We start from the raw sequence: 23811 nt of genomic DNA, 5'->3' as shown, positions 1-23811 counted from the left end.
ATTTCTTCTTCCTGCTGTCGGGGTTCGTGATCTGGCTCAGCTATCGCGACCGGATCGCGGAGAACGGGATCGCCGCGATCCCGCGCTTCCTCGCGCGCCGCTTTGCGCGCATCTATCCACTGCATTTCGTGATCCTGTGCGGAGCCATCGTCTTTGCGCTGCTGCTCGCCGCAACCGGGCGATCGAGCCCCGAGGCCTATCCCTGGCACGAGCTGCCGCTCCACCTGCTCCTGATCCAGAATTGGGGCTTTACGACCGAATTGAGCTGGAACGACCCGGCCTGGTCGATCAGCGTCGAGATGGCGGCCTATCTGATGTTCCCGCTTATCGCGCTCGGAACGGACTGGCGCGCGATATCGACGCCGATATTGCTTGGCCTGATCGGCCTGCTCGCGCTGGCGTTGCACAGCTTCTTCCTCGCGATGGATGCGCCGATCCTCGACAGCGCGATCACGCAGACGGGGCTCGTCCGCTGCCTGATCCAGTTCACCATCGGCACGATCATCTGCGCACTATGGCTGCGCTGGCGCGACCGGACGGGCAGCATGGCGACCCTATCGATTAGCGCGGCCGTCACAATCGGCGCGCTGGTGCTTGCCGGCATTGTCCCGGAGACGCTTGCCGTTCCGCTCGCCTTTGCCGCGATGCTGCTCGCCGCGGCGCTGACGGCGAATATCGCAGGCAACCCGCTCGCCGCGCGGCCGCTGCACTATCTCGGCGAGATCAGCTATGCGACCTATCTGTCGCATTTCCTGCTGTTCGTGCTCTTCAAACTGCTCTTCGTAAACGAAACCGGCCAGATCGGCGCTGCCGCCCTGACCGGTTTCCTGATATTGGTCTTGATCGTCTCGATCGCGCTCTATCACGGGATCGAACGGCCGGCGCAGCGCCATCTCAATCGCTATTTCGATCAGCGGCTGGCCGGCAAGGCGCGTCCCGCCTGATCAGGCCGCTTCGGCGGTTTGGTCAGCAGTCTCGATCGCATCGACAAGCGCCTGGGTGAAGGCTGGGATATCGTCCGGATTGCGGCTCGTGATGATATTGCCGTCTACGGCGACTTCCCGGTCGACGACATTGGCGCCCGCGTTACGCAGATCGGTGCGCAGTGACGGCCAGCTGGTCGCGGTCCGGCCGCGCAGCAGGTCCGCTTCGACGAGTAGCCACGGCGCATGGCAGATGGCCGCAATCGGCTTGCCCTGATCGGCGAACGCCTTGATCAGCGCGATCGCGTCTTCTTTCATCCTTAGATTGTCCGGATTGCGCTGGCCGCCGGGGAGCAGCAGCGCGTCGTAATCTTCAGCGTCCGGCGTATCGAGCGTCGTGTCCGGGGTGATTTCGCCCTTCGTTTCGCCGCCCGATTCTCCGGTGATCGGATCGGTCGACGGCGCGGCAAGCGTGACGTTCGCGCCGAGTTCGATGAGCCGGTCCCGCGGTTCGGTCAGCTCGGAATACTCGAAACCATCGCTGGCCAGAATAAGAATGTTCGCGCCATTGATCGTCTTGGTCATTTTCGCTCTCCTCGTTCGAGTGACATCTACCCAATCAATGGACGAGACCGGCCACGGGTTCCGAGACCTGTACTCGGGCACAGGCAAGGGAACGGACGATCCGCGCCGTCGTTGGACAGGGGTGCGCAAGCTGGCGATCAGCTGCCGCGCGACGAAAGAGAGCCCACGCCATGTCCAACCTCGTATATGTCGACGACGACCTGCCCGGTATCACGCGCCGGGGCCACGGCACGGGCTGGAGCTATACCGACCCCGATGGCAAGAAGATCGCCGACCGCGCCGAGATCGACCGCCTGAACGCGCTCGGCGTGCCGCCCGCTTGGCGCGATGTGTGGCTGTGCCCGTCGGCCAACGGCCATATCCAGGCCACCGGTTATGACGACAAGGGCCGCAAGCAATATCGCTATCACGAGGATTTCCGCGCCGAGCGCGAGGCGGAGAAATATGAGCAGTGCGTCGCCTTCGGCCGTAAGCTTCCGCTGATCCGCGCCCGGGTGGCCGCCGATATGGAAGAGAAAGCGCTGGACCGCGATACGGTGCTGGCCTCGGTCGTCCGTCTGCTCGATCTCGGCAAGGTCAGGATCGGCAATCGCCGCTATATGAAAAACAACAAGAGTTTCGGCGCGACGACGCTGCGCGAGCGGCATGTCGAGGTCGGCCGCAAGACGATCAGGCTGGAATTTCGCGCCAAGTCCGGCAAGCAGCGCCGCGTCACTATCGACGACCGCAGCCTCGCCGAGATCGTCCGCAAGTGCCAGGACCTGCCCGGGCAGGCGCTGTTCCAGTATCTCGATGGCAGCGGCGAGCGCCGCGCCATCGGATCGTCGGACGTCAACGCTTACATCCGCGACGCGATGGGCGCCGACTTCACCGCCAAGCATTTCCGCACCTGGGGCGCGAGCGCGCGCGCTTTCGAGAGCCTGACCGAGGCCGGATCGGAATCGATTACGCTGACCGAGATGCTCGAGCCGGTCGCGGCCATGCTCGGCAACACGGCGGCGATCACGCGCAATTCCTACGTCCATCCGCGGCTTATCGCGCTCTGCAAGTCCGGCGCGCCCGATTATTTCGGCGAACGCAGGCTGCCAAGGAAAACGAAATATCTGAGCCGCTACGAGCGCGGCTTGATAGACTTGCTCGACAATCCGGCGAATTAGGTACTAAGAGCCGGTCCCAATATGACCCAGCCCAGCGAAACCACCGACATCCTGCCCGAGATCGAAGATCTGAACCTCGCCGAACGGTTCCAGAAGCTCTGGAACGACGCCATCACCTGGGTCGACAACCATTCGGTCGAGATCCTGATCGGTCTCGGCGTCGCCTTCATCATCGTGCTTGTGCTGATCGGCCTGCGGCGGTTCGGGCGCCGCCTCTACGAGAACAATACGAGCCTCGAAACATGGCAGTCCGTCGTCGGACGGACGATCGCGAAGACACGCACATGGTTCATGATCGCGCTGGCGCTGGAGATTGTCGCCGTCCTCTCCGACGCGCCGGGCCTTATCGCGCGCTCGATCGGCTTCCTCTTCTCAATCGCCATGATCGTCCAGTCGGCGATCTGGGCGCGGTCGATCATCCTCGGTTTCGTCGAGCATCGCACGCGCACCGACGAGGGCTCGAGCGAGGCGCTGAGCAGCGCCATGAAGCTCATTCGCGTGCTTGTGACCTTTGGTGTCGTCGCCATCGCCACGATTGTCGTTCTCGACAATCTCAACGTCGACGTGACCGGCCTTATCGCCGGTCTCGGCATCGGCGGCATCGCCATCGGTCTCGCCGCGCAGGGCATTTTCTCCGACCTGTTCGCCGCGCTTTCGATCATCTTCGACAAGCCGTTCAAGGTCGGGGACACGATCAATTATGACGGGACGTTCGCAAGCGTCGAGCAGATCGGGCTGAAGTCGACACGGCTACGCTCGGTGACCGGCGAGGAAGTGATCATCTCGAACACGAACCTGCTCGACAAGGAGATCATGAACCTCACGCGGCTCAACCGCCGCCGCATCGTCTTCAATGTCGGCGTGATCTATCAAACCGACGCCGAGAAGGCGCTGCGCGTCCCCGATATCCTGCGCGATATCGTCAACGCGGCGGGGCACACGTTCATCCGCTCGGGCTTTACCGGCTTCGGCGATTCCAGCCTCGACTATGAACTCCAGTTCGACGTGCAGAGCGCCGATTACGAGGTCGTCTACAATGCCCGGCACGCGGTCGGCGTGGCGATCTTCAAGCGGTTCGCCGAGGAAGGCCTCGAATTCGCCTATCCGACCCAGACAACCTTCACCGCCGCCCCGGACGGCGAAATGATCCTGCCTTATCCCGAAGGCGGCTGGGGCGCATCGGGCGAGACCAGCTAAAGCCCCAGCCCCACGTCATCAAGCGAAAGCAATGCGGCATTGCCGCCGGCGCTCGTCGTGTCGATGCTCGTCACGCGCTCGGCGCAGAAGCGCGGCAGATAGTGCGGGCCGCCGGCCTTGGGGCCGGTGCCGGACAGCCCCTCGCCGCCGAATGGCTGGGAACCCACGATCGCCCCAATCATCGAACGATTGACGTAGAGATTGCCGACCCGCGCCTTCGCTTCGACGAGATCGCCCGCGCGCGCAATCCGGCTGTGCAGCCCCATGGTCAGCCCAAAGCCCTTGGCGTTCACACGCCGCACCGTTTCTTCGAGCTTGCCCGACTTCCATGTCGCGACGTGGAGCAGCGGCCCGAACCATTCGGTCGTGAGATCGTCCATGCTGTCCAGCCGGATCAGTGTCGGCGGCACGAAGCGGCCCTGTTCCGGCACGTCGAGCGTCTTCAGCCAGCGATCCTTCATGGCGGCGCGATGCGCCATCAGCTTTTCATACGCCGCATCGTCGATCACCGGGCCGACATCGGTCTCGGGGTCGGCCGGATCGCCGACGATCAGCGCGTCCATCGCACCGGTCAGCATCTCGATCATCTGATCGGCCACTTCCTCCTGCACGAGCAGCAGCCGCAAGGCCGAGCAGCGCTGTCCGGCCGAGCCGAAGGCCGAGAGCAGCACGTCCGCGACGACCTGTTCCGGCAAGGCCGTGGAATCGACGATCATCGCATTCACACCGCCGGTTTCCGCGATCAGCGGTACGATCGGCCGGTCTTCGCCTTCGAGCAGGCTATGCGCGATCTTCTTCGCCGTGGCCGTCGAGCCGGTGAAAGCGACGCCGGCGATACGCGGATCACCGGTCAGCGCCGCGCCCACTTCGGGGCCGCCCGGCGCCAGGATCAGCGCATCCTTCGGTACGCCGGCCTTGTGCGCGAGACGCACGGCTTCGGCGGCGATCCGCGGGGTCTGCGGCGCGGGCTTGGCGATGACCGTGTTCCCCGTGACGAGCGCGGCGGCGACCTGGCCGGTGAAGATAGCGAGCGGAAAGTTCCACGGCGCGATGCAGGTCCACACGCCCCGCCCTTCCATCCGCAGGACATTGCTCTCGCCGGTCGGGCCCGGCAGCTCTTCGGGCTGCAGCTTCTCGACCGCTTCGCCCGCATAGTAGCGGCAGAAATCGATCGCCTCGCGCACCTCGGCCAGCGCATCCGGAATCGTCTTGTTGGCCTCGTGCACCGCCAGCGCCATGAGTTCGCCGCGCCGCTCCTCGAACAGATCGGCCAGCCGAATGAGGCAACCGGCGCGCTCCTCGACCGGCAAGGCGGCCCAGTCCGGAAAGGCTGTGCTCGCCCGGTCGATCAGCGGCGCGACATCGGTCACGGGATCGGGTTCGGGGCCGATATCGGAGCGCTTGGCGATGCCCTCCTTCACGCGCTTGAGGACGCGCCAGTCTTCAAGGTCCAGCCCCTGGCTGTTCGGCCGTTGCGGCATGAACAGGTCCTTGGGCAGCGGGATGCTCGGATGCCGGGTGCCGCCAACGGCGACGATCTTGTCGACCGGATCGGCCAGTAACTGATCGTCGGTCAGCTGCTCGTCGGCAAGCTGGTGGACGAAGCTCGAATTCGCGCCATTCTCCAGCAGGCGGCGCACGAGATAGGCGAGCAGGTCGCGGTGCCCGCCCACCGGCGCGTAGATGCGGCACCGATAGCCTTCGTCGCGCACCAGCCGCTCGAATAGCCCTTCCCCCATGCCGTGCAGCCGCTGAAACTCGAAGCTCCGCTTGTCGGGCGCCCATTCGATGATCGTCGCGGCGGTCAGCGCGTTATGGGTAGCGAAGGCCGGGCGGATGGACTTCGCTTCGAGCATGTCCTTCGCGCAGGCGAGATAGCAGACATCGGTCGCGGCTTTGCGCGTGAACAGTGGATAGTCGGAAAGGCCCATTTCCTGCGCATGCTTGATTTCGCTGTCCCAATAGGCGCCTTTGACGAGCCGCACGGGCATCGACCGGCCCGTGCGGCTGGCCAGCGCTTCGGCCCAGCCGATCGTGCGCTGGGCGCGCTTGCCATAGGCCTGAATCGCCATGCCGAACCCGTTCCAGCCTTTGAGCGACGGCAGCTCGGCGATCGCCTCGATAATATCGAGACTCATTTCGAGCCGCTCGGATTCCTCGGCGTCCACGGTAAGGCCGATTTGCGCCTTGGCCGCCGCTTCGGCCAAAGCTTCGAGCATCTCGGTCAGCGCGGGCACGCACCGGCCCCATTGCGCGACCTCGTAGCGCGGATGCAGCGCGGACAGCTTCACGGAAACCGAGTGATTGTCCTCGGTCGTCCCGTCGCCGCGCGCCTTGCCGACTGCCTCGATCGCCCGGAGATAGGAATCGAAATAGCGATCGGCGTCGGGAAAGGTCCGCGCCGCCTCGCCCAGCATGTCAAAGCTTGCGGTGAAGCCTTTGTTTTCCGGCTTCTTCATCCGCCGGATCGCTTCGTCGATCGTCCGGCCCATGACGAAGATCTCGCCCATCATCCGCATCGCCGCACCGACCGCCTGGCGGACGAACGGTTCGCCGGAGCGCGAGATCAGCCGCTTCAGCGCATTGGCCTGTTCCTGCTGACCGACCAGCGCGCGGCCGATGACCAGCCCCCAGGTCGCCGAGTTGACGAGCTGCGAATGCGACTGGCCGCGATGCGAGCGCCAATCGCCATCACCGAGCTTGTCCGAGATCAGCCGGTCCGCGGTATCGGGGTCAGGCACGCGCAGAAATGCCTCGGCGAGGCTCAAGAGCGCGATGCCTTCGGAACTGTTGAGCCGATATTCCTGCAGGAACTGGTTGACCCAGCCCGTGCGCTGCCCCTCGCGCAGATCCGCGAGCAGTTCGAGCGCCGTCGCCTCGACGCGGGCGCGCTCTTCCGCCCCGAGTCGCGCACGCTCGATCAGCGGCGCAAGCACCTCGGGTTCAGGCGCACGGTGCACCTCTTCCATATGCTCCCACGCGGCTGACGTAGGGGAATCGGGATCGTGCATCTGGCTGGGCATGGACGGGCCTTGCGGTTAGAGATTTTGGCTTCCACTATGGTCTGGCACTATGGCCCGGAAGCAGGGCCCATTTAGCAGATAATCGCAAAGAGGAAACGCATATGAGCACCGTCAGCATCGACGAAATGATGAACATGGCCGGCCAGGATCTCGGCACGTCCGAATGGATCACGGTCGATCAGGACATGATCAACAAGTTCGCCGATGCGACTGGGGACCATCAGTTCATCCATGTGAATGAAGAAGCCGCGAAGATGACGCCGTTCGGCACGACGATCGCGCACGGCTTTCTGACGCTCTCGCTTTTCCCGGTGATGATGGCCAAATCCGATTGCCCGCGCCCCGAAGGCGTGAAGATGGGCGTCAATTATGGCGGCAACAAAACGCGCTTTCTCGCGCCGGTGAAATCCGGCTCGCGCGTGCGTGGCCATTTCAAGCTGCTCGAACTGATCGAGAAACGCCCGAACCAGTATCAGCAAACGCTGGAATTCACCGTTGAGATCGAGGGCGAGGAGAAGCCCGCCCTGATCGCCGAATGGATCAGCCAGTTCTTCACATGACGCGGATCGCGCCTCTGTCCCAACCCTATCCGGAGGCGCTCGCCCCCGCATTGAACGCGCTCACCCCGGACGGCGGCGAGGCGCCGATGCTGTTCCGCATCGTCGGCACGTCGGAACGCGCCTGGCAGAAGTTCACCGGCGGCTCGCTACTCGACAAGGGCCCGCTGCCGATGCGCGAGCGCGAGCTCGTCATCTTCCGGACCGCGGCCCGGATCGGCGCCGATTATGAGTGGGGCATGCACGCCGCGCTCTTCGCCGAACGTTGCGACATAGACGCCGGACAGCTCGAGGCGCTGGCGAAAAAGGACGCGGAATCAGGCGGCTGGTCCGATGCCGATGCGGCGCTCATCGCCACGGTTGATATCCTGATCGATCGCCGCCATCTCGACGATGAAGAATATGCCCGGATTTCGGCGCATTTCACGTCGGACCAGCTGCTCGAAATCGTCCAGCTCGCCGGCTTTTACCAGGGCGTCGCCATGATCATCGGCACGTTCGATATTCCGCCGGAACCTGGCACGCCGCCGATCCCGGCCTGACACATACCGTAATTCAACAAGGAGTTTCCCCATGCGCGACGCAGTTATCGTTTCCACCGCCCGCACCCCGATCGGCAAGGCCTATCGCGGTGCGTTCAACAACACGCAGGGCCCGACGCTCGGCAGCTTCGCCGTCAAGGCCGCGGTCGAGCGCGCCGGGATCGAGGGCGGCGAAGTCGATGACTGCATCATGGGCGCGGCCCTGCAGCAGGGCTCGACCGGCACCAATATCGCGCGTCAGGTGGCGCTGCGCTCGGGCCTGCCGGTAACCGTCTCGGGCATGTCGATGGACCGGCAATGCTCGTCCGGGCTGATGACGATCGCCACGGCCGCCAAGCAGGTGATCGTCGATCGCATGGATGTCGTCGTCGCCGGCGGCCTGGAATCGATTTCGCTCGTCCAGACCAAGGAAATGCGCGTCCAGCCCGACCCGGAACTCGTCGCGATGCACAAGGACGTCTACATGCCGATGCTGCAGACCGCCGAGACCGTCGCCAAGCGCTATGACATCAGCCGCGAGGCGATGGACGAATATTCGCTCGAATCGCAGAAGCGCACGGCCGCCGCGCAGGAAGCCGGCCATTTCGACGACGAGATCGTGCCGACCACGACGACCAAGATCGTCGTAAACAAGGAAACTGGCGAAACCAGCCACGAGGAAGTCACCCTTTCGCAGGACGAGGGCAATCGCCCGTCGACCACGCTGGAAGGCCTGCAGGGCCTGCAGCCGGTGATGGGGCCGGACATGACGATCACGGCGGGCAACGCCTCGCAGCTTTCCGACGGTTCTTCGGCGAGCGTCGTCATGGAAGCCTCGGTCGCCGAGAAGAAGGGCCTCACGCCGCTCGGCCGCTATGTCGGCATGGCGGTTGCCGGCACCGAGCCCGACGAAATGGGCATCGGCCCGGTCTTCGCCATTCCGAAACTGCTCGAGCGGTTCGATCTCAAGATGGACGATATCGGGCTCTGGGAACTCAACGAGGCCTTCGCCGTGCAGGTTCTCTACTGCCGCGACACGCTCGGCATTCCGAACGAGCTGCTGAATGTGAATGGTGGCTCGATCTCGATCGGCCACCCCTATGGCATGACGGGCGCGCGCTGCACGGGCCATGCGCTGATCGAAGGCAAGCGCCGCGACGCCAAATATGTCGTCGTCACCATGTGCGTCGGCGGCGGCATGGGCGCAGCGGGGCTGTTCGAGGTCCTGTAAAGACGATCTGCGGCGCAGAATAATGGTCTGTTAGCAAGGGCTTGATCTAAACGGTCAGAGGTGTATCGTATAAACAATACACCTCTGACCGTTTACCGTTAAAGGATCGATGCCCGGATGTTGAGAATGCTCAAACTGTGCCTCCTCGTCGTCGCGTCGATGAGCGGTGCGGCCGCCCTTGCCAACCCGCAGCTCGCAACGATACCAGGCGCGCGCGCGAACATGGCGCTGCAGGAGCCGGTCTCCGTACGTGCCGCAACATTCGATTACGATCATCAGATCACCGTTGCGTTGCCCGCCAGTTATGACGCGCAGCCCGAGCGCACCTATCCCGTGCTATGGGTGCTCGACGCGCCGCTGATGATGCGCACGGTGGTGGGCATTCTGGACACGCTCGTCATCGGCAATCACGCGCCGGAAATGATTATCGTCGGTATCGGCAGTCCCAGCGAGGAAGGTTTGGCCGGTGTCGGTCGAAGGATTATCGACTTTTCTCCGCCCGGGCCCGACTATTATCCACCGGGACTTGGCGGCGATGCCTGGGAGGCGATTGCGGCGTTTCCGGAATATCCACACAAAGCTGACGATTTCCTCGCTTTTCTGGTCGACGATTTGAGACCGCGCCTGGCCACCGAATATCGGTTCTCGGGCGACCACGCCCTGTTCGGTCATTCGGCAGGCGGGATGTTTGCAGCTTATGCATTGTTTCAGCGCCCCGAAGCTTTCGACAAGATGATTATCGGAAGTCCTTATCTGAACGGCGTGCGCGGGGCCGTGTTCGATGCGGAACAAGCCTATGCCGACGCAAATGACGATCTGGACGCGTCGCTCTTCATCGGGGCCGGTGCGTCGGAAGTCGACGAATATTTCCTCGCCGTTTCCGGCATTGTCAGTTCGACAACAAGATTCTCCGAAACATTACACGTCCGAAACTATGATTCGCTCGAAGTCGAAACGCGGATTTACTCCGGCGAAGATCATTACACGGTCGTACCGCGCATAGTCGGTGAAGGTATCAGGCATCTCTGGCGCGAGGATATCGCAGATCTGCCGTCATCCTGGCCGGTCGTCGAATAAGACGGAACTCAAACTGCAAATGATTCGGGTCTGATACGGCACGCGCCGACCGGGACGAACTGTGCAACCATTCGCGCGCCGGGCCGTTGGTCAGGTAACTCTCACAATGGAGACAGCCATGACCGATATCTGTGAAATCGTTGAAGAATTCTGGGACGAGCTCGACAGCAGCCCCTATGTGATGATCGGCATTCCTTCACAGAATGCGCACAGCATTCCGATGCATGTCGCCTTCGACAAGACCGAGCTCAACACGCTTTTCCTCTACACGAAAACCGGCAACCGGCTGGTCGAGGGCATGGCTCGGGACCCGATGGCGATGGCCCAGTTCGTGTCCAAGAACCATGATTTCTTCGCCTGCCTGCATGGCCGCCTCTCGCGGGTCGAGGATCGGGCCGTCATCGACCGCTTCTGGTCCAACGCGGTCGAGGCCTGGTATGAAGGCGGCAAGGAGGATCCGGCGCTCGTCATGCTCCGGTTCGACATTCGCGATACCGAGATGTGGGAAGCGGATATGTCGGTCAAAGGAATGTTCAAGCTGCTGACCGGCAAGACCATCGAACCCGAAGAAGCCGGCGCCCACGCCGAACTGGCGATGTAGCGCGACAATCCCTCGGGTGAACAAGCGGGCCGGCGATCTGCCGGCCCGTTTCCTTATGCGTCGTGCGTGGCGATCCAGTCTTCGACGACCGGCGCGATGCGCTCGCGCCATTTGCGGCCATGGAAGATGCCGTAATGGCCGACTTCCTCCGCAATATGATATTTCTTTTTCTTCTTTGGCAGCTTGGACGATAGCTTCAGCGCGGCTTCGGTCTGGCCGAGCCCCGAAATATCGTCGCGCTCGCCCTCGATCGCCAGCATCGCGATATCGGTGATCGCGGAGGGATCGATCAGCTTGCCGCGATGCTGGAACTTGCCGCGCGGGAGCAGGTGCCGCTGGAAGACGACGTCGACCGTTTGCAGGTAGAATTCCGCCGTCATGTCGCAGGTCGAGCGATACTCTTCGTAGAATTTCTTGGTCGCATCGGCGCTGTCGCCATCGCCCTCGACAAGATGTTTGAACATCTCCCAATGGGTGATCATGTGATTGCCGAGGTTCATCGACATGAAACCGGCAAGCTGGAGAAAGCCCGGATAGACCCGGCGGCCCGCGCCCTGATAGTAGAGCGGCACGGTCGCGATCACATTCTGCTCGAACCAGGTATGCGCGCGCTGCGTCGCGAGCGTATTGACCGAGGTCGGCGCTTCACGGGTGTCGATCGGCCCGCCCATCATCGTCAGCGTGCGCGGCCGGTCCGGATGGTCGGACGCCGACATCAGCGCGGCGGCCGCATAACAGGGCACGGACGGCTGGCACACGGCGAGCATATGCGCGCCCGGGCCGATATGTTCGAGAAAGCCGATCAGATAGTCGATATAATCGTCGAGATCGAAATGCCCATTGGCAAGCGGTACGGTCTTCGCGTCCCGCCAGTCGGTGATCCAGACGTCATGCCCGGGCAGCATCCGTGCGACCGTGTCGCGCAGCAGCGTCGCATAGTGACCGGACATCGGCGCGACGATCAGCAGTTTTGGCTGGCCGGATACGCCGTCCTTCACGAAATGCTTGAGCTGGCCGAACGGCAAGCGCGCCTCGATCTCGACCGACACAGGCACGGTCTCGCCGTCGATCTCGACCGTTTCGATCCCGAACGCCGGCTTTCCGCGCGGCGCGGAGGCGTGGGAGAAAACGTCGAGCGCGGAGGCGACGATCGGGCCCATCCCCATATAGGCGAACGGATTGACCGGGTTCTGCAGCAGTTCCGCGCTCCAGCCGGCCATGGCGCTCGCTCCCGCAAGAACCGACCGCTGCATCTCATACATGTTGTAAAGCATCAAATTCCCCGCATGCGCGGCACTTCGGCCGCCTTGCCGAGCGTTGTAGGCGCTTTTCCGGCCCCGTTGCAATGCAGCAATTAAGCATGTGCCGTGTTGAGCCGTCTGGGCGGCGCTGCTAGGCGATTGCCATGGAAGAGAGCGATACGGACACCCCGAAATCCAGGAATCTCGGTAATCTGGCGCTGATCTGGCGTTTCGCGGTGCGCTATCCGGGGCGCATTTTCGGCGCCGCCGTGGCGCTGCTCGTCGCTGCCGCGGCAACACTCGCAATCCCCGACGGCTTCCGCCGCGTGATCGACCAGGGTTTCAGCGGCACGGACGGCGATATCTCGCAATATTTCTACTATCTGCTGCTGATCGTCGTCGTGCTCGCGCTGGCGACGGCGATGCGCTTCTATTTCGTATCCTGGCTCGGCGAGCGGGTGGTGGCCGATTTGCGGGTCGCGGTGCAGCGCAATCTGCTCGCGCTGGACCCCAAATATTTCGAGGAAAACCGCCCGTCCGAGATCGCCTCGCGCATGACGTCCGACACTTCGGTGATCGAGATGATCGTCGGCACGACCATCTCCGTCGCCCTGCGCAATATCGTCATGGGCATCGGCGGCATCATCTATCTGCTTACGCTTTCGCCCAAACTCGCCCTGATGCTGCTGCTCGGCATACCGCTCGCCATCGTGCCGATCGTGATACTGGGGCGGAAGCTGCGCAACGTATCGCGCTACAGCCAGGACCGGATCGCCGATGTCGGCGCGATGGTCGCCGAAACGCTGGGCGCGATGAAGATCGTGCAGGCCTTCGGACAGGAGCAGCGCGAGGGCGACCGGTTCGACGCCGCAGTGCAGAGCGCGTTCAAGACCGCGCGGCGACGGATCACCATCCGGTCGCTGATGACGGCGATCGTGATAACGCTGATTTTCGGCGCGATTACCATGGTCATGTGGCAGGCGGCCTCCGATGTCATCAACGACCGGATCACCGGCGGCGCCGTCGCGGCCTTCGTGCTGACCGGGATGATCGTCGCCGGCGCGTTCGGCGCGCTGACCGAAGTCTATGGCGAGTTGATGCGGGGCGCGGGCGCGGCCGGGCGGCTGAGCGAACTGCTCCGCGAAGTGCCGGAAATCCGCGCGCCGGCCGATCCCAAGCCGCTTCCCGAGCCCGCGCGCGGCGCGCTCCATTTCGATGATGTGACCTTCTACTACCCCACGCGGCCGGAGACTGCGGCGCTCGAAGATTTCTCGCTGCACGTCGATCCGGGCGAGCTCGTCGCGGTCGTCGGCCCGTCAGGCGCGGGCAAGTCCACGCTGTTCCAGCTCGCCCAGCGCTTCTACGATCCGCAGAAGGGCGCGGTGACGCTCGACGGGGTCGATCTGCGCGAGGCGGACCCGGCGGCCGTGCGCGGCCGCATCGCGATGGTGCCGCAGGACACGGTGATCTTCGCGGCATCGGCGCGCGACAATCTGCGCTATGGCGACTGGGACGCGAGCGACGAAGAGCTGTGGACCGCGGCCGAGGCCGCCAACGCCGCCGAGTTCCTCAAGAAACTGCCGGCCGGCCTCGATACCTATCTCGGCGAAAGCGGCGCCCGGCTCTCGGGCGGCCAGCGCCAACGGCTCGCCATCGCCCGCGCCCTGTTGCGCGATGCGCCGCTGCTGCTGCTCGACGAGGCCACATCGGCGCTGGATGCGGAATCCGAGCGGCTGGTCCAGGAAGCGCTTGATCGCCTGATGCGGGATCGCACGACGATCGTCATCGCCCATCGGCTCGCGACGGTACGCTCGGCCAATCGTATCGTCGTGATGGACGAGGGCCGTATCGTCGAACAGGGCGATCATGCAGGCCTTACCGGCAATGACGGCCTCTACGCGCGGCTGGCGCGGCTGCAGTTCGAGGGCGTGGCCGCCTGAGCTGACGCGGCGGCAGCTGCTTCGGACACGGCGCGGTCAGGCGCGCGCTGCTGATCTGAAAGAAAACATGATCGCTGCTTGGGGACACGCTCGCAGATACGCCATTAGTCCTGAGCCTGTCGAAGGGCGTCTATCGGCGGAGCAGCGTCCTTCGACAGTGAGCAGCTATCAATTGCCCCTCGGCAACTGATAGCCAAGCCGGGGGCTTGGCGACCTGCACACCAGGACTAACGGTTCTGGAGCACCTGCTATTCTACGTGTCGCTAGGGCATAATAAAAAGGCGGCGCGCCGGAAGCGCACCGCCTTTTCTATTCGAGAGGTATCGGCCTAGAAGTTGCGATACTGATCGTTGCCGATAAAGCCCATATTGGTGACTTGGGCACGCTTGGTGATTGCGAGCACCTCATCCACCGTATTGTAGCGCGCCTGCGCGTCCGGGAACATGTGCAGTTCGGGCACCGGGTTCATCGTCACGGTGATGTCCAGATACTGGCGCAGCGTCTGCCGGGCGACCGGCTCCCCGTTCCAGAGGATCTGATCCGTGGGCGAGATATAGACCTCGTTCTTGACCGGATCGATCGCATCTTCCGGCGGATCGCTGTCATCGGACACCGGAAGGTCGATCTTCACCGCATGGGTCTGGATCGGGATGGTGATGATGAACATGATCAGGAGCACCAACAGGACGTCGATCAACGGCGTCGTGTTGATGTCGATCATCGGATCGTCGTCTGCGGCGGCGGGCCCTACTTTTCCACCCATGCTATACTACTCCTAAAATCGTCTGCACTAGAGGCGCCGGATGCCCTGACCCGGTGCCGGTTCGGAAATGAAGCCCACACGGGTGAAACCCGCCTGCTGCATCACGAAGATCGGTCCGCCGATGCAACGCCACGGCGTGTTCACGTCGCCGCGGATATGCACTTCGGGAAGATCGTCTTCCGTCATGTTTTCCGCTCCGCCGAACCGCTCGATCTCGTCTTCGATATGCTGGACGGCACGCGTCAGCATCTCGCTCGAATTCACCGGCGTCATGCCCCAGAATACTTCGCACGAACCGTCATCGGCCGCGCGGATCGACAGCGAAACATTTTCCGGCTTCGTCGTCGTCGGCAGCAACCGGACCGAAGGCAGGTTCACTTCGACCGTCTGGATGACGACAGGCACCGCGATCAGGAAGATGATGAGCAAGACCAACATGACGTCCGTAAGCGGGACGACGTTGATCTCGGACATGGTTTCTTCGCCGCCCTCGGCTTCCGAAGGTGCAACATTCATTCCCATGAAATCGATCCTATCCTAACTCTAACCGAAACCGACGCCCAGGCACCGGCTCCTATTGTCCGCCGAGGGCAGAGACGGCGAACCGCCCCCGCCCTCGCAGACATTTACGACTTCGTCGCAGGCTTGGCAGCCGTCGACGTTGCGGCGGCGGGCTTCTTCGCCCCGGCCGCGCCGGCTGCGGGCAGCGTAGGCCGCACCTTGCCGTCCGACACGATGTAGCCGTGGATTTCGTTCGAGAACTTCTGCAGCTCTTCCGAAACCGTCTTGTTGCGGCGAACCATCCAGTTATAGGCCATAACCGCCGGAACCGCCACGATCAGACCGAGCGCGGTCATGATGAGGGCTTCCCCGACCGGACCGGCAACCGCGTCGATCGACGCCTGACCGGCCGCACCGATCTTAACGAGCGCGCGGTAGATACCGACAACCGTACCGAACAGGCCGATAAACGGCGCCGTCGAACCGACGGTCGCGAGAATGGCGAGGCCTTCGGTGAGCTTCGAGTTGATCTTGCCGACCGAACGCTGAAGGGCGTTGACCGTCCACTCATGCGCTTCGACCGGGTCGGTCAGCTTGTCATGGGTTTCGCGGGCTTCAATGCCGTCTTCGACGATCTGCCGATAGGCGCTGTTCTTTTCCAGCTTCGCCGCGCCCTCGCGCAGGCTGTTGGCGCGCCAGAAGTTTTCGCGGGCACGCTGGCCCTGCTTCAGGATTTTCTGCTGTTCGAACCATTTGGTGAACAGGATGTACCAGGAAACGGCCGACATAAGCACCAGGATGCCAAAGGTTGCCTGGGCCACGATGCCGCCTTCCTCAAGCGCGGCACGGAGACCATAAGGATTTTCCGCCGGTGCTTCAGCTGCTTCAGTAGACATGATTTACATTCCTCTCAAATAAACTTGCTGCAAATGAATCGAGCGCCAAGGCTCGCGAAAAAAGCTATCCAGGAATCTCCCAGCGGATACTGCTGGAATACGAGCCAGTAGTCGGATTCCCGGCATCGTCGAGCGCGGGGTTAAAGCGCGCGCGGCGCGTAAGTTGCCGGCACGTTTCCTGGTCGAGACGGGAAAAACCCGTGGAAGACGTAATCTGGCAATTCGTGACGCGGCCGTTCGTTCCGATCGTCAAACGGAAGCTCGCCGTCCCCTGCTCCTCGTTCCGAATCGAAGCGGAAGGATAGTCGGCGTTCGTCACCCAGCGGCCCGGATTGCCGCGCGGCTGTGCAGCCTGCGCCTGGCTCGGCGGCGGTGGCGGCGGCGGTGGCGCCGGGGGTGGCGGGGCCGGCGCGGGTACCGGCGGGCGCGGCGCGACCGTCGGCCTCTGGATCACAACCGGTGGCGGCGGCGTGACGACGACGGGCGGCGGCGGCAGCGGCTGCTCCGGCGGCGGCGGCGGCAATTCTTCTTCCGGCGGCGGCGGCTCGTCCTCAACGTCGAAGACGGTGAGATCTTCTTGTACCGCCTGGGCGACCCTGACGGCCAAACCCGAAACCAGAGCATAAGCGAGAGCCACATGAAGGATGATCACGGCGATGATGGCCGTGACCCTGCGTGAGCTCATCTTCTGATCAGCATAGGCCATTAAACTAAGAAACTCCCTCCAAAGCCCGGTGTCCATAAAGCGCCAGTTCATCTGGCATCGCGAAGGACGCGTCATCGATGCAAATTATTGCTGTGCGACGACCAGCGATTCCCTACAATCGACAATCGCGTTACGCAACAGTTACCCTATCGGCCGGATACGACACAAGTCCATAGTGCCGCCATAATGTTCCGAAGGAGGAATTCCGTGCTCAGATTCGCCTGCATTCTGATGGCCGTGGGCGCGATGATCGCTCCCGTCGACCCCGCCGAATCTCAAGAGTTTACGCCGGAAACCGAACTCAGCTACGCGGATATCGCGGACCTTGCGCTCGGCGCTCCGATCGTCGCGCTGGCGCGTGTCGACCGCACGCGCAGAGTCGATGAGGAGCGGGCCGCGGGCCTCCGGCCGGGCCATGTACGCTACTATGTCGAGGCCGATTTGCAGACGCTGATTCGCAGCGCCAGCGCCGTGCCCGCCAGCGTTACCTATCTCGTCGATCTGCCGCTCGATGCCGACGGCCGGCGGCCGCGTATCCGCGACCGGGAGGTCATCCTTTTCGCCATGCCCGTGCCGGGACGGCGCGGCGAGCTGCAACTCATCGCGCCCGATGCGCAACTCGACTGGACCGAGGAACGCGAACAGACCGTGCGCGCCCTCCTATCCGAAGCGGCGTCCGACAACGCACCGGGCACGGTGACCGGCGTCGGCAACGCGTTCAGCGTGCCGGGAACCCTCCCGGGCGAAAGCGAGACGCAGATATTCCTGGCGACGAGCGACGGTCGGCCGGTCTCGCTGAGCATCCTGCGGCGGCCGAATCAGGAACCGCGCTGGACGGTGTCTCTGAGCGAGATCGTCGAAAGCGCCTCGCCGCCGCCTGAGCGCAACACCTTGCTATGGTATCGCCTCGCCTGCTTCCTTCCCGACCGCCTGCCGGACAGCAGCATGGAAACAACCGACCGCAACCAGGTCGCGGTGGCGCGGGAGGATTATGCGATGGTCATGCGCGACCTGGGAACCTGCACACGCTACCGGAGCTGATCCGGCAGGGCCTCTGCCGGGATACCGTCAGTCGGAAAACAGGTTCGGAAAATCGCGCGCAAAGGATTCAAGATGCGCGCCGCCATCGACGAAGATCGTCTGCCCCGTAACCGCTTGTGCCTGCGCCAGCCATGCCACGGCATCGGCGATCTGCGCGGGCGCGGGCAGGGTTTGCAGCGGCATCGCTTCTCGGGTCGCCTCCAGCATCGCCTCGTCATAATCGGCCGTCGGGATGGTCAACCCCGGCGCGACCGCGTTGACGCGAATGGCAGGCGCCAGTTCGCGCGCCAATATGTCGGTCAGGCCGGCGAGCGCCTGTTTGGACAGCGTATAGCTAAACTGGTCGCCATGCGGATTGGCCAATCGCTGATCGAGGATGTTGACGATCGCCGCTTGCCCCTTGCGGCGAAGCGCGGCGAAGGATTTCGCAAGCACGGCCGGCGCCGCACAATTCACCCGGTAGTGCGAGAGCAGCGCATCCATATCGACCGTCTCGGGCCGGTCGCTGCCGAATATGGCCGCGCTGTTGACGAGTAGATCCGGCGCGGTTCCGAAACGATCGACGACTGCATCGACAAGGTGCTCGGTCTGCAGCGGATCGGAGAGATCGGCCGCGATGCCGCGCCATTGCACGCCGGCTTCGTCGATGGCGGCGCGCAATTCGTCTTCGGGTTCCGGGTCCTCGGAGGCATGCAGTGCGAGCGCGTAGCCCTCGCGCGCCAGCCGCGCGGATATGGCCGCGCCCAGCCGGCGGCATCCGCCCGTGACGAGCGCCAGCTTCATCGCCGGTTCCGCGTCATCGTTATGCCGATCTCCTCGCCATTTTCGGAGATGGCGAGCTTGATGATCTCGATGGTCACGCGCAGCACCCGCTCGTCCTGCAGGAAAATCGTGTCCGCGATATGGTCGGCGACCGCCTCGATCAGCGTGAAATGCCGGTCCTTGGGCAGCGCGTCCGTCATCGCGTGTTTGAGGTCCATATAGTTTTTGGACTGCGAGAGCGGCGTATCCGGCTCGAAACGGTCCTGCGCCTGCATATCGGCCGCGACCGATATGCGCAGCGGTTGCGGCAACTTGGTTTCCTCGGAATAGATTCCGGTAAGGATCATGACCTCCACATTGCGCACTTCGAGCCGCAACGCGTCCGCGATCTGCCCTGTCGTCTGCCCTGTCATAGAATGATTCGCGCTTTCCTTTTTCCGGCGAACCGCTAATCGCCACGGCCTTCTACGTAAATGGCCCTTGGTACACCGTGACTGTTCTCCATCCCCTGTCCGCCGTTTCACCGGACGCCATCGAGACGCTGCTCGATCTGGCATTCGGCACCGATCGGCACGGGCGCACGGCCTATGCCGTGCGCGCGGGCGCGAGACCGATCGACAGCCTGTCGTTCGTCGCGATGGATGGCGATGCGCTGATCGGCTCGCTGCACAGTTGGCCGGTGACGCTGCGCACGACGGATGGCAACACGCTGCCGCTGGTGATGGTCGGCCCGGTCGCGGTTCATCCCGACCGGCAGGGACAGGGCGTGGGCAAGCATATGACGCGGGTCGTCGCCCAGAAGCTGGATATCGAGAGACTCTCGGCGATGATGATCGGCGATCCGGACTATTACGAGAGCTTCGGGTTCCGCTCCGGCCCCGCCACGCAATGGACGCTGCCCGGCCCGGTCGAGCCGCACCGCATCCTGCTGCGCGCCGCGACGCCAAGCGAATGGCCAGCCGAAGGCACGCTCGGCCCCGGCCTTTTGCGCTCCGGGCCGGGAATGCCTAACTAGCGGCCATGCCTTCGCCCGCGCCTCCCGACAATCTCGCCCCGCTCTCGCTCGACGACATAGCGGCGCTAGCCGACGACACGAGCCTGCCGCCGGTCGAGAAATGGCATCCGGAACGCGAGGGCGAGATCGATATCCGCATCGCGCGCGACGGCACTTGGTATCACGAGGGCGATCCGATCGAGCGCCCGGCGCTCGTCCGCTTGTTCTCGACGATCCTGCGGCGCGAGCCCGATGGCGGGCATGTCCTCGTCACGCCGGCCGAGAAGCTCGCGATCAAGGTCGAGGATGCCCCGTTTCTCGCGGTCGAGATGAAGCTCGTTGACGATCCCGTTTACACACAAAGAGCGGTATTTCGTTTGAACACCGGCGATATCATCGTTGCAGGTCCGGAACATTCTCTCGAACTGCGCGGCAACGGCGAAGAGGCCCTGCCCTATCTCCATGTGCGCGGCGATCTCTGGGCGCTGCTCGCCCGGCCCGTCTATTATGCGCTGATGGCACATGCGCTCGAACAGGACCCGGTCGGGATTACCAGCGACGGCACATTCTTCCCGCTCGCGCCGGAGGGCATGGCCGCGTGAACCTCGCCGCATCCCTGCGCGATATGCTCGAAAAGTCTCTGGCGCTCGACGTGCCCGTGCTCGACGCCGATATTCGCGGCGAGCGGCTGCTTGGAAATGGCGGCGCCGTCGATGCCGCGGTCCTCATTCCCGTCGTCGACCGCGACAGCCCGACCGTCATCCTGACCCAGCGCACCGACGCACTGCCCAGCCATCCTGGCCAGGTCGCTTTCCCGGGCGGCAAGGTCGACCCGCATGATGATGGCCCTGTCGCCGCGGCGCTGCGCGAAGCCGAGGAGGAAATCGCGCTCTCCCGCGAGCGGGTGGACCTTGTCGGCACGACAGATCTCTATCTGACCGGTACCGGGTTCCACATCACGCCCGTCATCGGCGTCGTACCGCCCGGCCTCGACTTGACCCCCGAAGAAGGCGAAGTCGCGGCGATCTTCGAAGTGCCCTTCGATACGCTGTTCGATCCGGCGAACTACGACGAACGCGAGATCGAATGGGAAGGCCGGATGCGCCGCTACTACGAAATGTATTGGGAAGAACGCCGCATCTGGGGCGTGACCGCCTCAATCATCATGAACCTCTCACGCCGGCTGCGAGCGGTGCAGGCGTGAAGCTGCCCGACGCGCCTTGGCGGCATTGGGCGGGGATGGACGCGCTGCTGGGCGCGCTCGACGCGGCGGAGGGGAAGACACGCTATGTCGGCGGGGCGGTGCGCGATGCGCTGCTCGGCCTCGATGTGGAGGATGTCGACTGCGCGACCGTCTTCCCGCCCGAAGAAACCGCGCGGCGGATCGAGGCGGCTGACCTCAAAGCCGTGCCGACAGGGATCAAGCATGGGACGATTACCGCCATACTGCCGGAGAAGCGCACGATCGAGGTGACGACCCTGCGCCGCGATGTTGCGACCGATGGCCGCCACGCCGAGGTCGAATATAGCGACGACTGGCGCGAGGACGCGGCGCGCCGCGATTTCACGATCAACGCGCTGTCGGCCGATCCCCTGACCGGCGAGATTTTCGACTATTTCGGCGGCGAGGCGGATCTCGACGCCCGCCGCGTGCGCTTTATCGGCGATCCGGCGGAGCGCATCGCCGAGGACCATCTGCGCATATTGCGCTTCTTCCGCTTTCACGCGCGCTTCGGCGAAGGCGCACCCGATGCGGACGGCCTAGCGGCCACCGCGAAATATGCAAAAAGCCTGATGGCGCTCTCGCGCGAACGCATCGCGGACGAGTTGCTCAAAATGCTCGCTCTGCCCGACCCGTCCGAGACTGTCGCGCTGATGATCGACCGAGGTATTTTCGCGCCTGCGCTCCCTGAGATAACTAGCGCCGACGCGCTGGCCCGGCTGATCCGCCGCGAGGAAAAGTTCGCCCAGCCCGGCGATCCGGTCCGCCGCCTCGCCGCCCTGCTCCCGCCGGAGCCCGATACGGCGCGCGCCATCGCGACGCGCCTCAAGATGTCGCGCGCCCAGCGCACCCGCCTCGCGACGGCGACGGCCCGCATCCCCGGCGACACGGTTGAGCCCCGCGCCCTCGCCTATCGCCATGGCATGGACGGCGCGATCGACCGGCTGCTGCTCTGCCCCACCAACGATACCGTCACCGGCGATGCACTCGCCCACCTCATCGCCAACCCGCCGCCGGCCATGCTGCCGATCAAGGGCGGCGAGCTGATCGCGATGGGTGTCGAAGCGGGGCCGGAAGTGGCGGCCAAGCTGCGGGAGATCGAGGAGGCCTGGATCGCCGAGGATTTTCCGGACGAGGCACGGGTGCGGGAGATTGCGACAGGATTGCTGACTTAGCCGTTATTCTGAACGAGTTCCAGGCTTAACTGTTTCCGAACGTCCATTGTGGAAATGCGATCACGTCATTCCAGCGAAAGCTGGAATCTCCGGCCACATACACCGTCGCTTGCCGCCTGAGATCCCAGCTTCCGCTGGGATGACGGGCGTTATCTGTTCGAAAAGCGAGCCTGAAACACCTCAGCATGACACCGAAAAACCAATGAACCTTTTCCCGCACCCCGCCGACTATATACTCGTAACGGGAGGTTTTCTGGATGGATCGCAGCGGGCGGGTTTTTGACGAGCTGCTCGTGCTGCATGTCCAGAATGGCGACCGGCGGGCGCTGGAGCGGCTGGCCAGCCGCTGGCATCCGCGGCTGCTGCGCTCGGCGCGGCGCTTTACCGGCGATGACGAGCTGGCGCGCGAGGCCGTGCAGGAAGCCTGGATCGGCATTGTCGCCGGGCTGAAGAAGCTCGGCGATCCGGCGAAATTCCCGGCCTGGGCGTTCACCATCCTGCGCCGCCGCTGCGCCGACCGGATCCGGGCGCATGCCGCGCACCGGCCACGCTCGGACGAACTGACCGAGGCCAATGCGCCCGTCATTTCGCCGCGCGGCGAGGACCAGGCCGCCATCGCTGAAGCGTTTGGCCGGCTGCCCGACGACCAGCGGATCACGGCGACGCTCTATTTCGTCGAACGGCTCAAGCTGGACGAGATTGCGGCGGCGACCGGCGTACCGCTCGGCACGGTGAAATCGCGAATATTCACCGCGCGCAAAAATTTGAAAGAGGCGCTGGGGAAATGAGGCTTTCGAATGAGTCCGTTAGTCCTGAGCCTGTCGAAGGACGATTGTCAGTCGGAGAAACGCCCTTCGACGAGCTCAGGGCTAACGGGGTTGAGACGAACGAAATTTGTAAAGGAGACGAAAAATGACCGAATTCGACGACAGGCTCCGCGCCGCGCTCGACGCGGACGACGAGGCGTTCCTCAAGGAACTGGACAGCGAGCGCGGCCTCTTCGCGCAAATCGGCGACACGCTGACCGGACCGCTCGGCGGCTGGGCGAAGCTGGTGTTCGTGATCGCATTCCTGATGGCGATGGTGATGTTTTACACCATCTACCGTGTGAGCATCGCGGAAACGGACCGCGAATTTTTCGGCTGGGCCCTCGGCGCGCTCGCCGCCCTCATTTCAACCGGCATGATCAAGCAATGGTTTTTCGAGCGGATGAACCTGATGGCCGTGCTGCGCGAGCTGAAGCGTATCGAACTGCGGGTGGCGCGGATGGAGGAGCGGGGTTAGGCTTGGTTGCTCGGATCCCTTTTCAGAAAGGCTAGGCGGTACAAGCCTCGCAATACCGCCAGCGATCCGAAAAATATGGCCAATGCGCCAACAAAGAAAAGCGGCATGGCGAGGAAAGCGAAGCCAGGCAAATCGGATTGCGTGTAACTGTAGAACCAAAATAGCGCTGCGTAGCCCAATGCTCCAAGACAAAATCCGAAAAGCGCGATTTTTAAACCGGCAACGATATGATGTTTGGGTGTCATGATCGCACAAGAATATCAGGGTAGTGAGTTGGTTCCTAGCGAAGCCTAGTCGGATCGAACTCCGAGTGGCGCGGATGGGCGCGCGCTAAAAATCCTCTCTGGCTTTGCCGGGGAGGGGGACCACGAAGTGGTGGAGGGGAGAGCGAGGCAGCGCCGAGCTTCCACCACA

26 protein-coding genes are annotated in these 23811 nt (G+C 63.5%); 16 read left to right on the top strand and 10 right to left on the bottom strand.

Annotated features, from left to right (window positions below):
- On the top strand, positions 1-944 hold a 944-nt coding region (locus ACTS1Z_RS01785; RefSeq protein WP_442622715.1), incomplete at its 5' end, for an acyltransferase family protein.
- On the opposite strand, the gene ACTS1Z_RS01780 is transcribed toward ACTS1Z_RS01785, so the two are convergent.
- Positions 945-1508: a type 1 glutamine amidotransferase domain-containing protein gene (locus tag ACTS1Z_RS01780; protein ID WP_442622714.1), complete on the bottom strand. Its 564-nt coding sequence runs from the start codon at positions 1506-1508 to the stop codon at positions 945-947.
- Positions 1509-1678: 170 nt separating this feature from the next.
- Between ACTS1Z_RS01780 and ACTS1Z_RS01775 the strand changes: the two genes are divergently transcribed.
- Together ACTS1Z_RS01775 and ACTS1Z_RS01770 are read left to right on the top strand one after the other, a co-directional pair.
- Positions 1679-2665, top strand: coding sequence for a DNA topoisomerase IB (locus ACTS1Z_RS01775; protein ID WP_442622713.1), 987 nt, complete (start codon positions 1679-1681; stop codon positions 2663-2665).
- Positions 2666-2686: 21 nt separating this feature from the next.
- Entirely contained in the window at positions 2687-3862 is a 1176-nt protein-coding gene (locus ACTS1Z_RS01770) for a mechanosensitive ion channel family protein (protein ID WP_442622712.1), read from the top strand.
- Here the strand turns inward: ACTS1Z_RS01770 and ACTS1Z_RS01765 are convergent.
- The gene (locus ACTS1Z_RS01765) at positions 3859-6831 is read right to left on the bottom strand and encodes an L-glutamate gamma-semialdehyde dehydrogenase (protein WP_442622720.1); all 2973 of its coding nucleotides are present in this window, start codon (positions 6829-6831) and stop codon (positions 3859-3861) included. The two genes, ACTS1Z_RS01770 and ACTS1Z_RS01765, sit on opposite strands and share 4 nt — an antisense overlap.
- 155 nt (positions 6832-6986) lie before the next feature.
- Between ACTS1Z_RS01765 and ACTS1Z_RS01760 the strand changes: the two genes are divergently transcribed.
- From ACTS1Z_RS01760 to ACTS1Z_RS01740, 5 genes are all read left to right on the top strand, one after another.
- Positions 6987-7445, top strand: coding sequence for a MaoC family dehydratase (locus ACTS1Z_RS01760; RefSeq protein WP_442622711.1), 459 nt, complete (start codon positions 6987-6989; stop codon positions 7443-7445).
- The gene (locus ACTS1Z_RS01755) at positions 7421-7984 is read left to right on the top strand and encodes a carboxymuconolactone decarboxylase family protein (RefSeq protein ID WP_442622710.1); all 564 of its coding nucleotides are present in this window, start codon (positions 7421-7423) and stop codon (positions 7982-7984) included. The genes ACTS1Z_RS01760 and ACTS1Z_RS01755 overlap by 25 nt, the downstream gene beginning before the upstream one ends.
- A 31-nt stretch (positions 7985-8015) precedes the next feature.
- The gene (locus ACTS1Z_RS01750; protein ID WP_442622709.1) at positions 8016-9194 is read left to right on the top strand and encodes an acetyl-CoA C-acyltransferase; all 1179 of its coding nucleotides are present in this window, start codon (positions 8016-8018) and stop codon (positions 9192-9194) included.
- 126 nt (positions 9195-9320) lie between these two features.
- The gene (locus ACTS1Z_RS01745; RefSeq protein WP_442622708.1) at positions 9321-10271 is read left to right on the top strand and encodes an alpha/beta hydrolase; all 951 of its coding nucleotides are present in this window, start codon (positions 9321-9323) and stop codon (positions 10269-10271) included.
- A 118-nt stretch (positions 10272-10389) separates the two neighbouring features.
- A complete protein-coding gene (locus tag ACTS1Z_RS01740; RefSeq protein WP_442622707.1) occupies positions 10390-10872 on the top strand; it encodes a pyridoxamine 5'-phosphate oxidase family protein in 483 nt (160 codons plus the stop codon).
- Between the two features lie 53 nt (positions 10873-10925).
- On the opposite strand, the gene ACTS1Z_RS01735 is transcribed toward ACTS1Z_RS01740, so the two are convergent.
- Complete coding sequence (locus tag ACTS1Z_RS01735; protein ID WP_442622706.1) at positions 10926-12146, bottom strand: polyhydroxyalkanoate depolymerase; 1221 nt, start codon at positions 12144-12146, stop codon at positions 10926-10928.
- 131 nt (positions 12147-12277) lie between these two features.
- On the opposite strand from ACTS1Z_RS01735, the gene ACTS1Z_RS01730 reads away from it, so the two are divergent.
- Complete coding sequence (locus tag ACTS1Z_RS01730) at positions 12278-14053, top strand: ABC transporter transmembrane domain-containing protein (protein ID WP_442622705.1); 1776 nt, start codon at positions 12278-12280, stop codon at positions 14051-14053.
- A 328-nt stretch (positions 14054-14381) separates the two neighbouring features.
- Here the strand turns inward: ACTS1Z_RS01730 and ACTS1Z_RS01725 are convergent, their stop codons facing one another.
- The 4 genes from ACTS1Z_RS01725 to ACTS1Z_RS01710 form a co-directional block, all read right to left on the bottom strand.
- A complete protein-coding gene (locus tag ACTS1Z_RS01725; RefSeq protein ID WP_442622704.1) occupies positions 14382-14816 on the bottom strand; it encodes an ExbD/TolR family protein in 435 nt (144 codons plus the stop codon).
- Positions 14817-14843: 27 nt separating this feature from the next.
- The gene (locus tag ACTS1Z_RS01720; protein WP_442622703.1) at positions 14844-15338 is read right to left on the bottom strand and encodes an ExbD/TolR family protein; all 495 of its coding nucleotides are present in this window, start codon (positions 15336-15338) and stop codon (positions 14844-14846) included.
- Between the two features lie 104 nt (positions 15339-15442).
- Positions 15443-16213: a MotA/TolQ/ExbB proton channel family protein gene (locus ACTS1Z_RS01715; RefSeq protein WP_442622702.1), complete on the bottom strand. Its 771-nt coding sequence runs from the start codon at positions 16211-16213 to the stop codon at positions 15443-15445.
- A 64-nt stretch (positions 16214-16277) separates the two neighbouring features.
- A complete protein-coding gene (locus ACTS1Z_RS01710; protein ID WP_442622719.1) occupies positions 16278-16919 on the bottom strand; it encodes an energy transducer TonB in 642 nt (213 codons plus the stop codon).
- A 207-nt stretch (positions 16920-17126) separates the two neighbouring features.
- Here ACTS1Z_RS01710 and ACTS1Z_RS01705 point away from each other — a divergent pair, with 207 nt between their 5' ends.
- Positions 17127-17960, top strand: coding sequence for a hypothetical protein (locus tag ACTS1Z_RS01705; RefSeq protein ID WP_442622701.1), 834 nt, complete (start codon positions 17127-17129; stop codon positions 17958-17960).
- Positions 17961-17987: 27 nt separating this feature from the next.
- Here the strand turns inward: ACTS1Z_RS01705 and ACTS1Z_RS01700 are convergent, their stop codons facing one another.
- Together ACTS1Z_RS01700 and ACTS1Z_RS01695 are read right to left on the bottom strand one after the other, a co-directional pair.
- Positions 17988-18743, bottom strand: coding sequence for an SDR family oxidoreductase (locus tag ACTS1Z_RS01700; RefSeq protein ID WP_442622700.1), 756 nt, complete (start codon positions 18741-18743; stop codon positions 17988-17990).
- The gene (locus tag ACTS1Z_RS01695) at positions 18740-19135 is read right to left on the bottom strand and encodes a dihydroneopterin aldolase (RefSeq protein WP_442622699.1); all 396 of its coding nucleotides are present in this window, start codon (positions 19133-19135) and stop codon (positions 18740-18742) included. Before ACTS1Z_RS01695 ends, ACTS1Z_RS01700 begins: the two co-directional genes overlap by 4 nt.
- Before the next feature lie 77 nt (positions 19136-19212).
- Here ACTS1Z_RS01695 and ACTS1Z_RS01690 point away from each other — a divergent pair, with 77 nt between their 5' ends.
- The 6 genes from ACTS1Z_RS01690 to ACTS1Z_RS01665 all read left to right on the top strand — a co-directional run bounded on the left by ACTS1Z_RS01690 (position 19213) and on the right by ACTS1Z_RS01665 (position 23397).
- Positions 19213-19737, top strand: a complete 525-nt coding sequence (locus ACTS1Z_RS01690; RefSeq protein ID WP_442622698.1) for a GNAT family N-acetyltransferase — start codon at positions 19213-19215, stop codon at positions 19735-19737.
- 5 nt (positions 19738-19742) lie between these two features.
- Positions 19743-20318: a DUF1285 domain-containing protein gene (locus ACTS1Z_RS01685; RefSeq protein ID WP_442622697.1), complete on the top strand. Its 576-nt coding sequence runs from the start codon at positions 19743-19745 to the stop codon at positions 20316-20318.
- Positions 20315-20920, top strand: a complete 606-nt coding sequence (locus ACTS1Z_RS01680) for a CoA pyrophosphatase (RefSeq protein ID WP_442622696.1) — start codon at positions 20315-20317, stop codon at positions 20918-20920. Before ACTS1Z_RS01685 ends, ACTS1Z_RS01680 begins: the two co-directional genes overlap by 4 nt.
- A 35-nt stretch (positions 20921-20955) precedes the next feature.
- Positions 20956-22113 carry a CCA tRNA nucleotidyltransferase gene (locus tag ACTS1Z_RS01675; protein ID WP_442622718.1) on the top strand — a complete coding sequence of 386 codons (1158 nt, stop codon included), beginning with the start codon at positions 20956-20958 and terminating at the stop codon, positions 22111-22113.
- A 257-nt stretch (positions 22114-22370) separates the two neighbouring features.
- The gene (locus tag ACTS1Z_RS01670; protein WP_442622695.1) at positions 22371-22901 is read left to right on the top strand and encodes an RNA polymerase sigma factor; all 531 of its coding nucleotides are present in this window, start codon (positions 22371-22373) and stop codon (positions 22899-22901) included.
- Positions 22902-23025: 124 nt separating this feature from the next.
- Complete coding sequence (locus tag ACTS1Z_RS01665) at positions 23026-23397, top strand: DUF6768 family protein (RefSeq protein ID WP_442622694.1); 372 nt, start codon at positions 23026-23028, stop codon at positions 23395-23397.
- Here the strand turns inward: ACTS1Z_RS01665 and ACTS1Z_RS01660 are convergent.
- Positions 23394-23642 carry a hypothetical protein gene (locus ACTS1Z_RS01660; protein WP_442622693.1) on the bottom strand — a complete coding sequence of 83 codons (249 nt, stop codon included), beginning with the start codon at positions 23640-23642 and terminating at the stop codon, positions 23394-23396. The two genes, ACTS1Z_RS01665 and ACTS1Z_RS01660, sit on opposite strands and share 4 nt — an antisense overlap.
- Between the last annotated feature and the right edge of the window lie 169 nt (positions 23643-23811).

The sequence above is a fragment of the Parasphingopyxis sp. genome (assembly GCF_052168295.1).
Classification (GTDB): Bacteria; Pseudomonadota; Alphaproteobacteria; order Sphingomonadales; family Sphingomonadaceae; genus Parasphingopyxis.
This window is presented reverse-complemented; position numbering and strand designations above follow the sequence as displayed.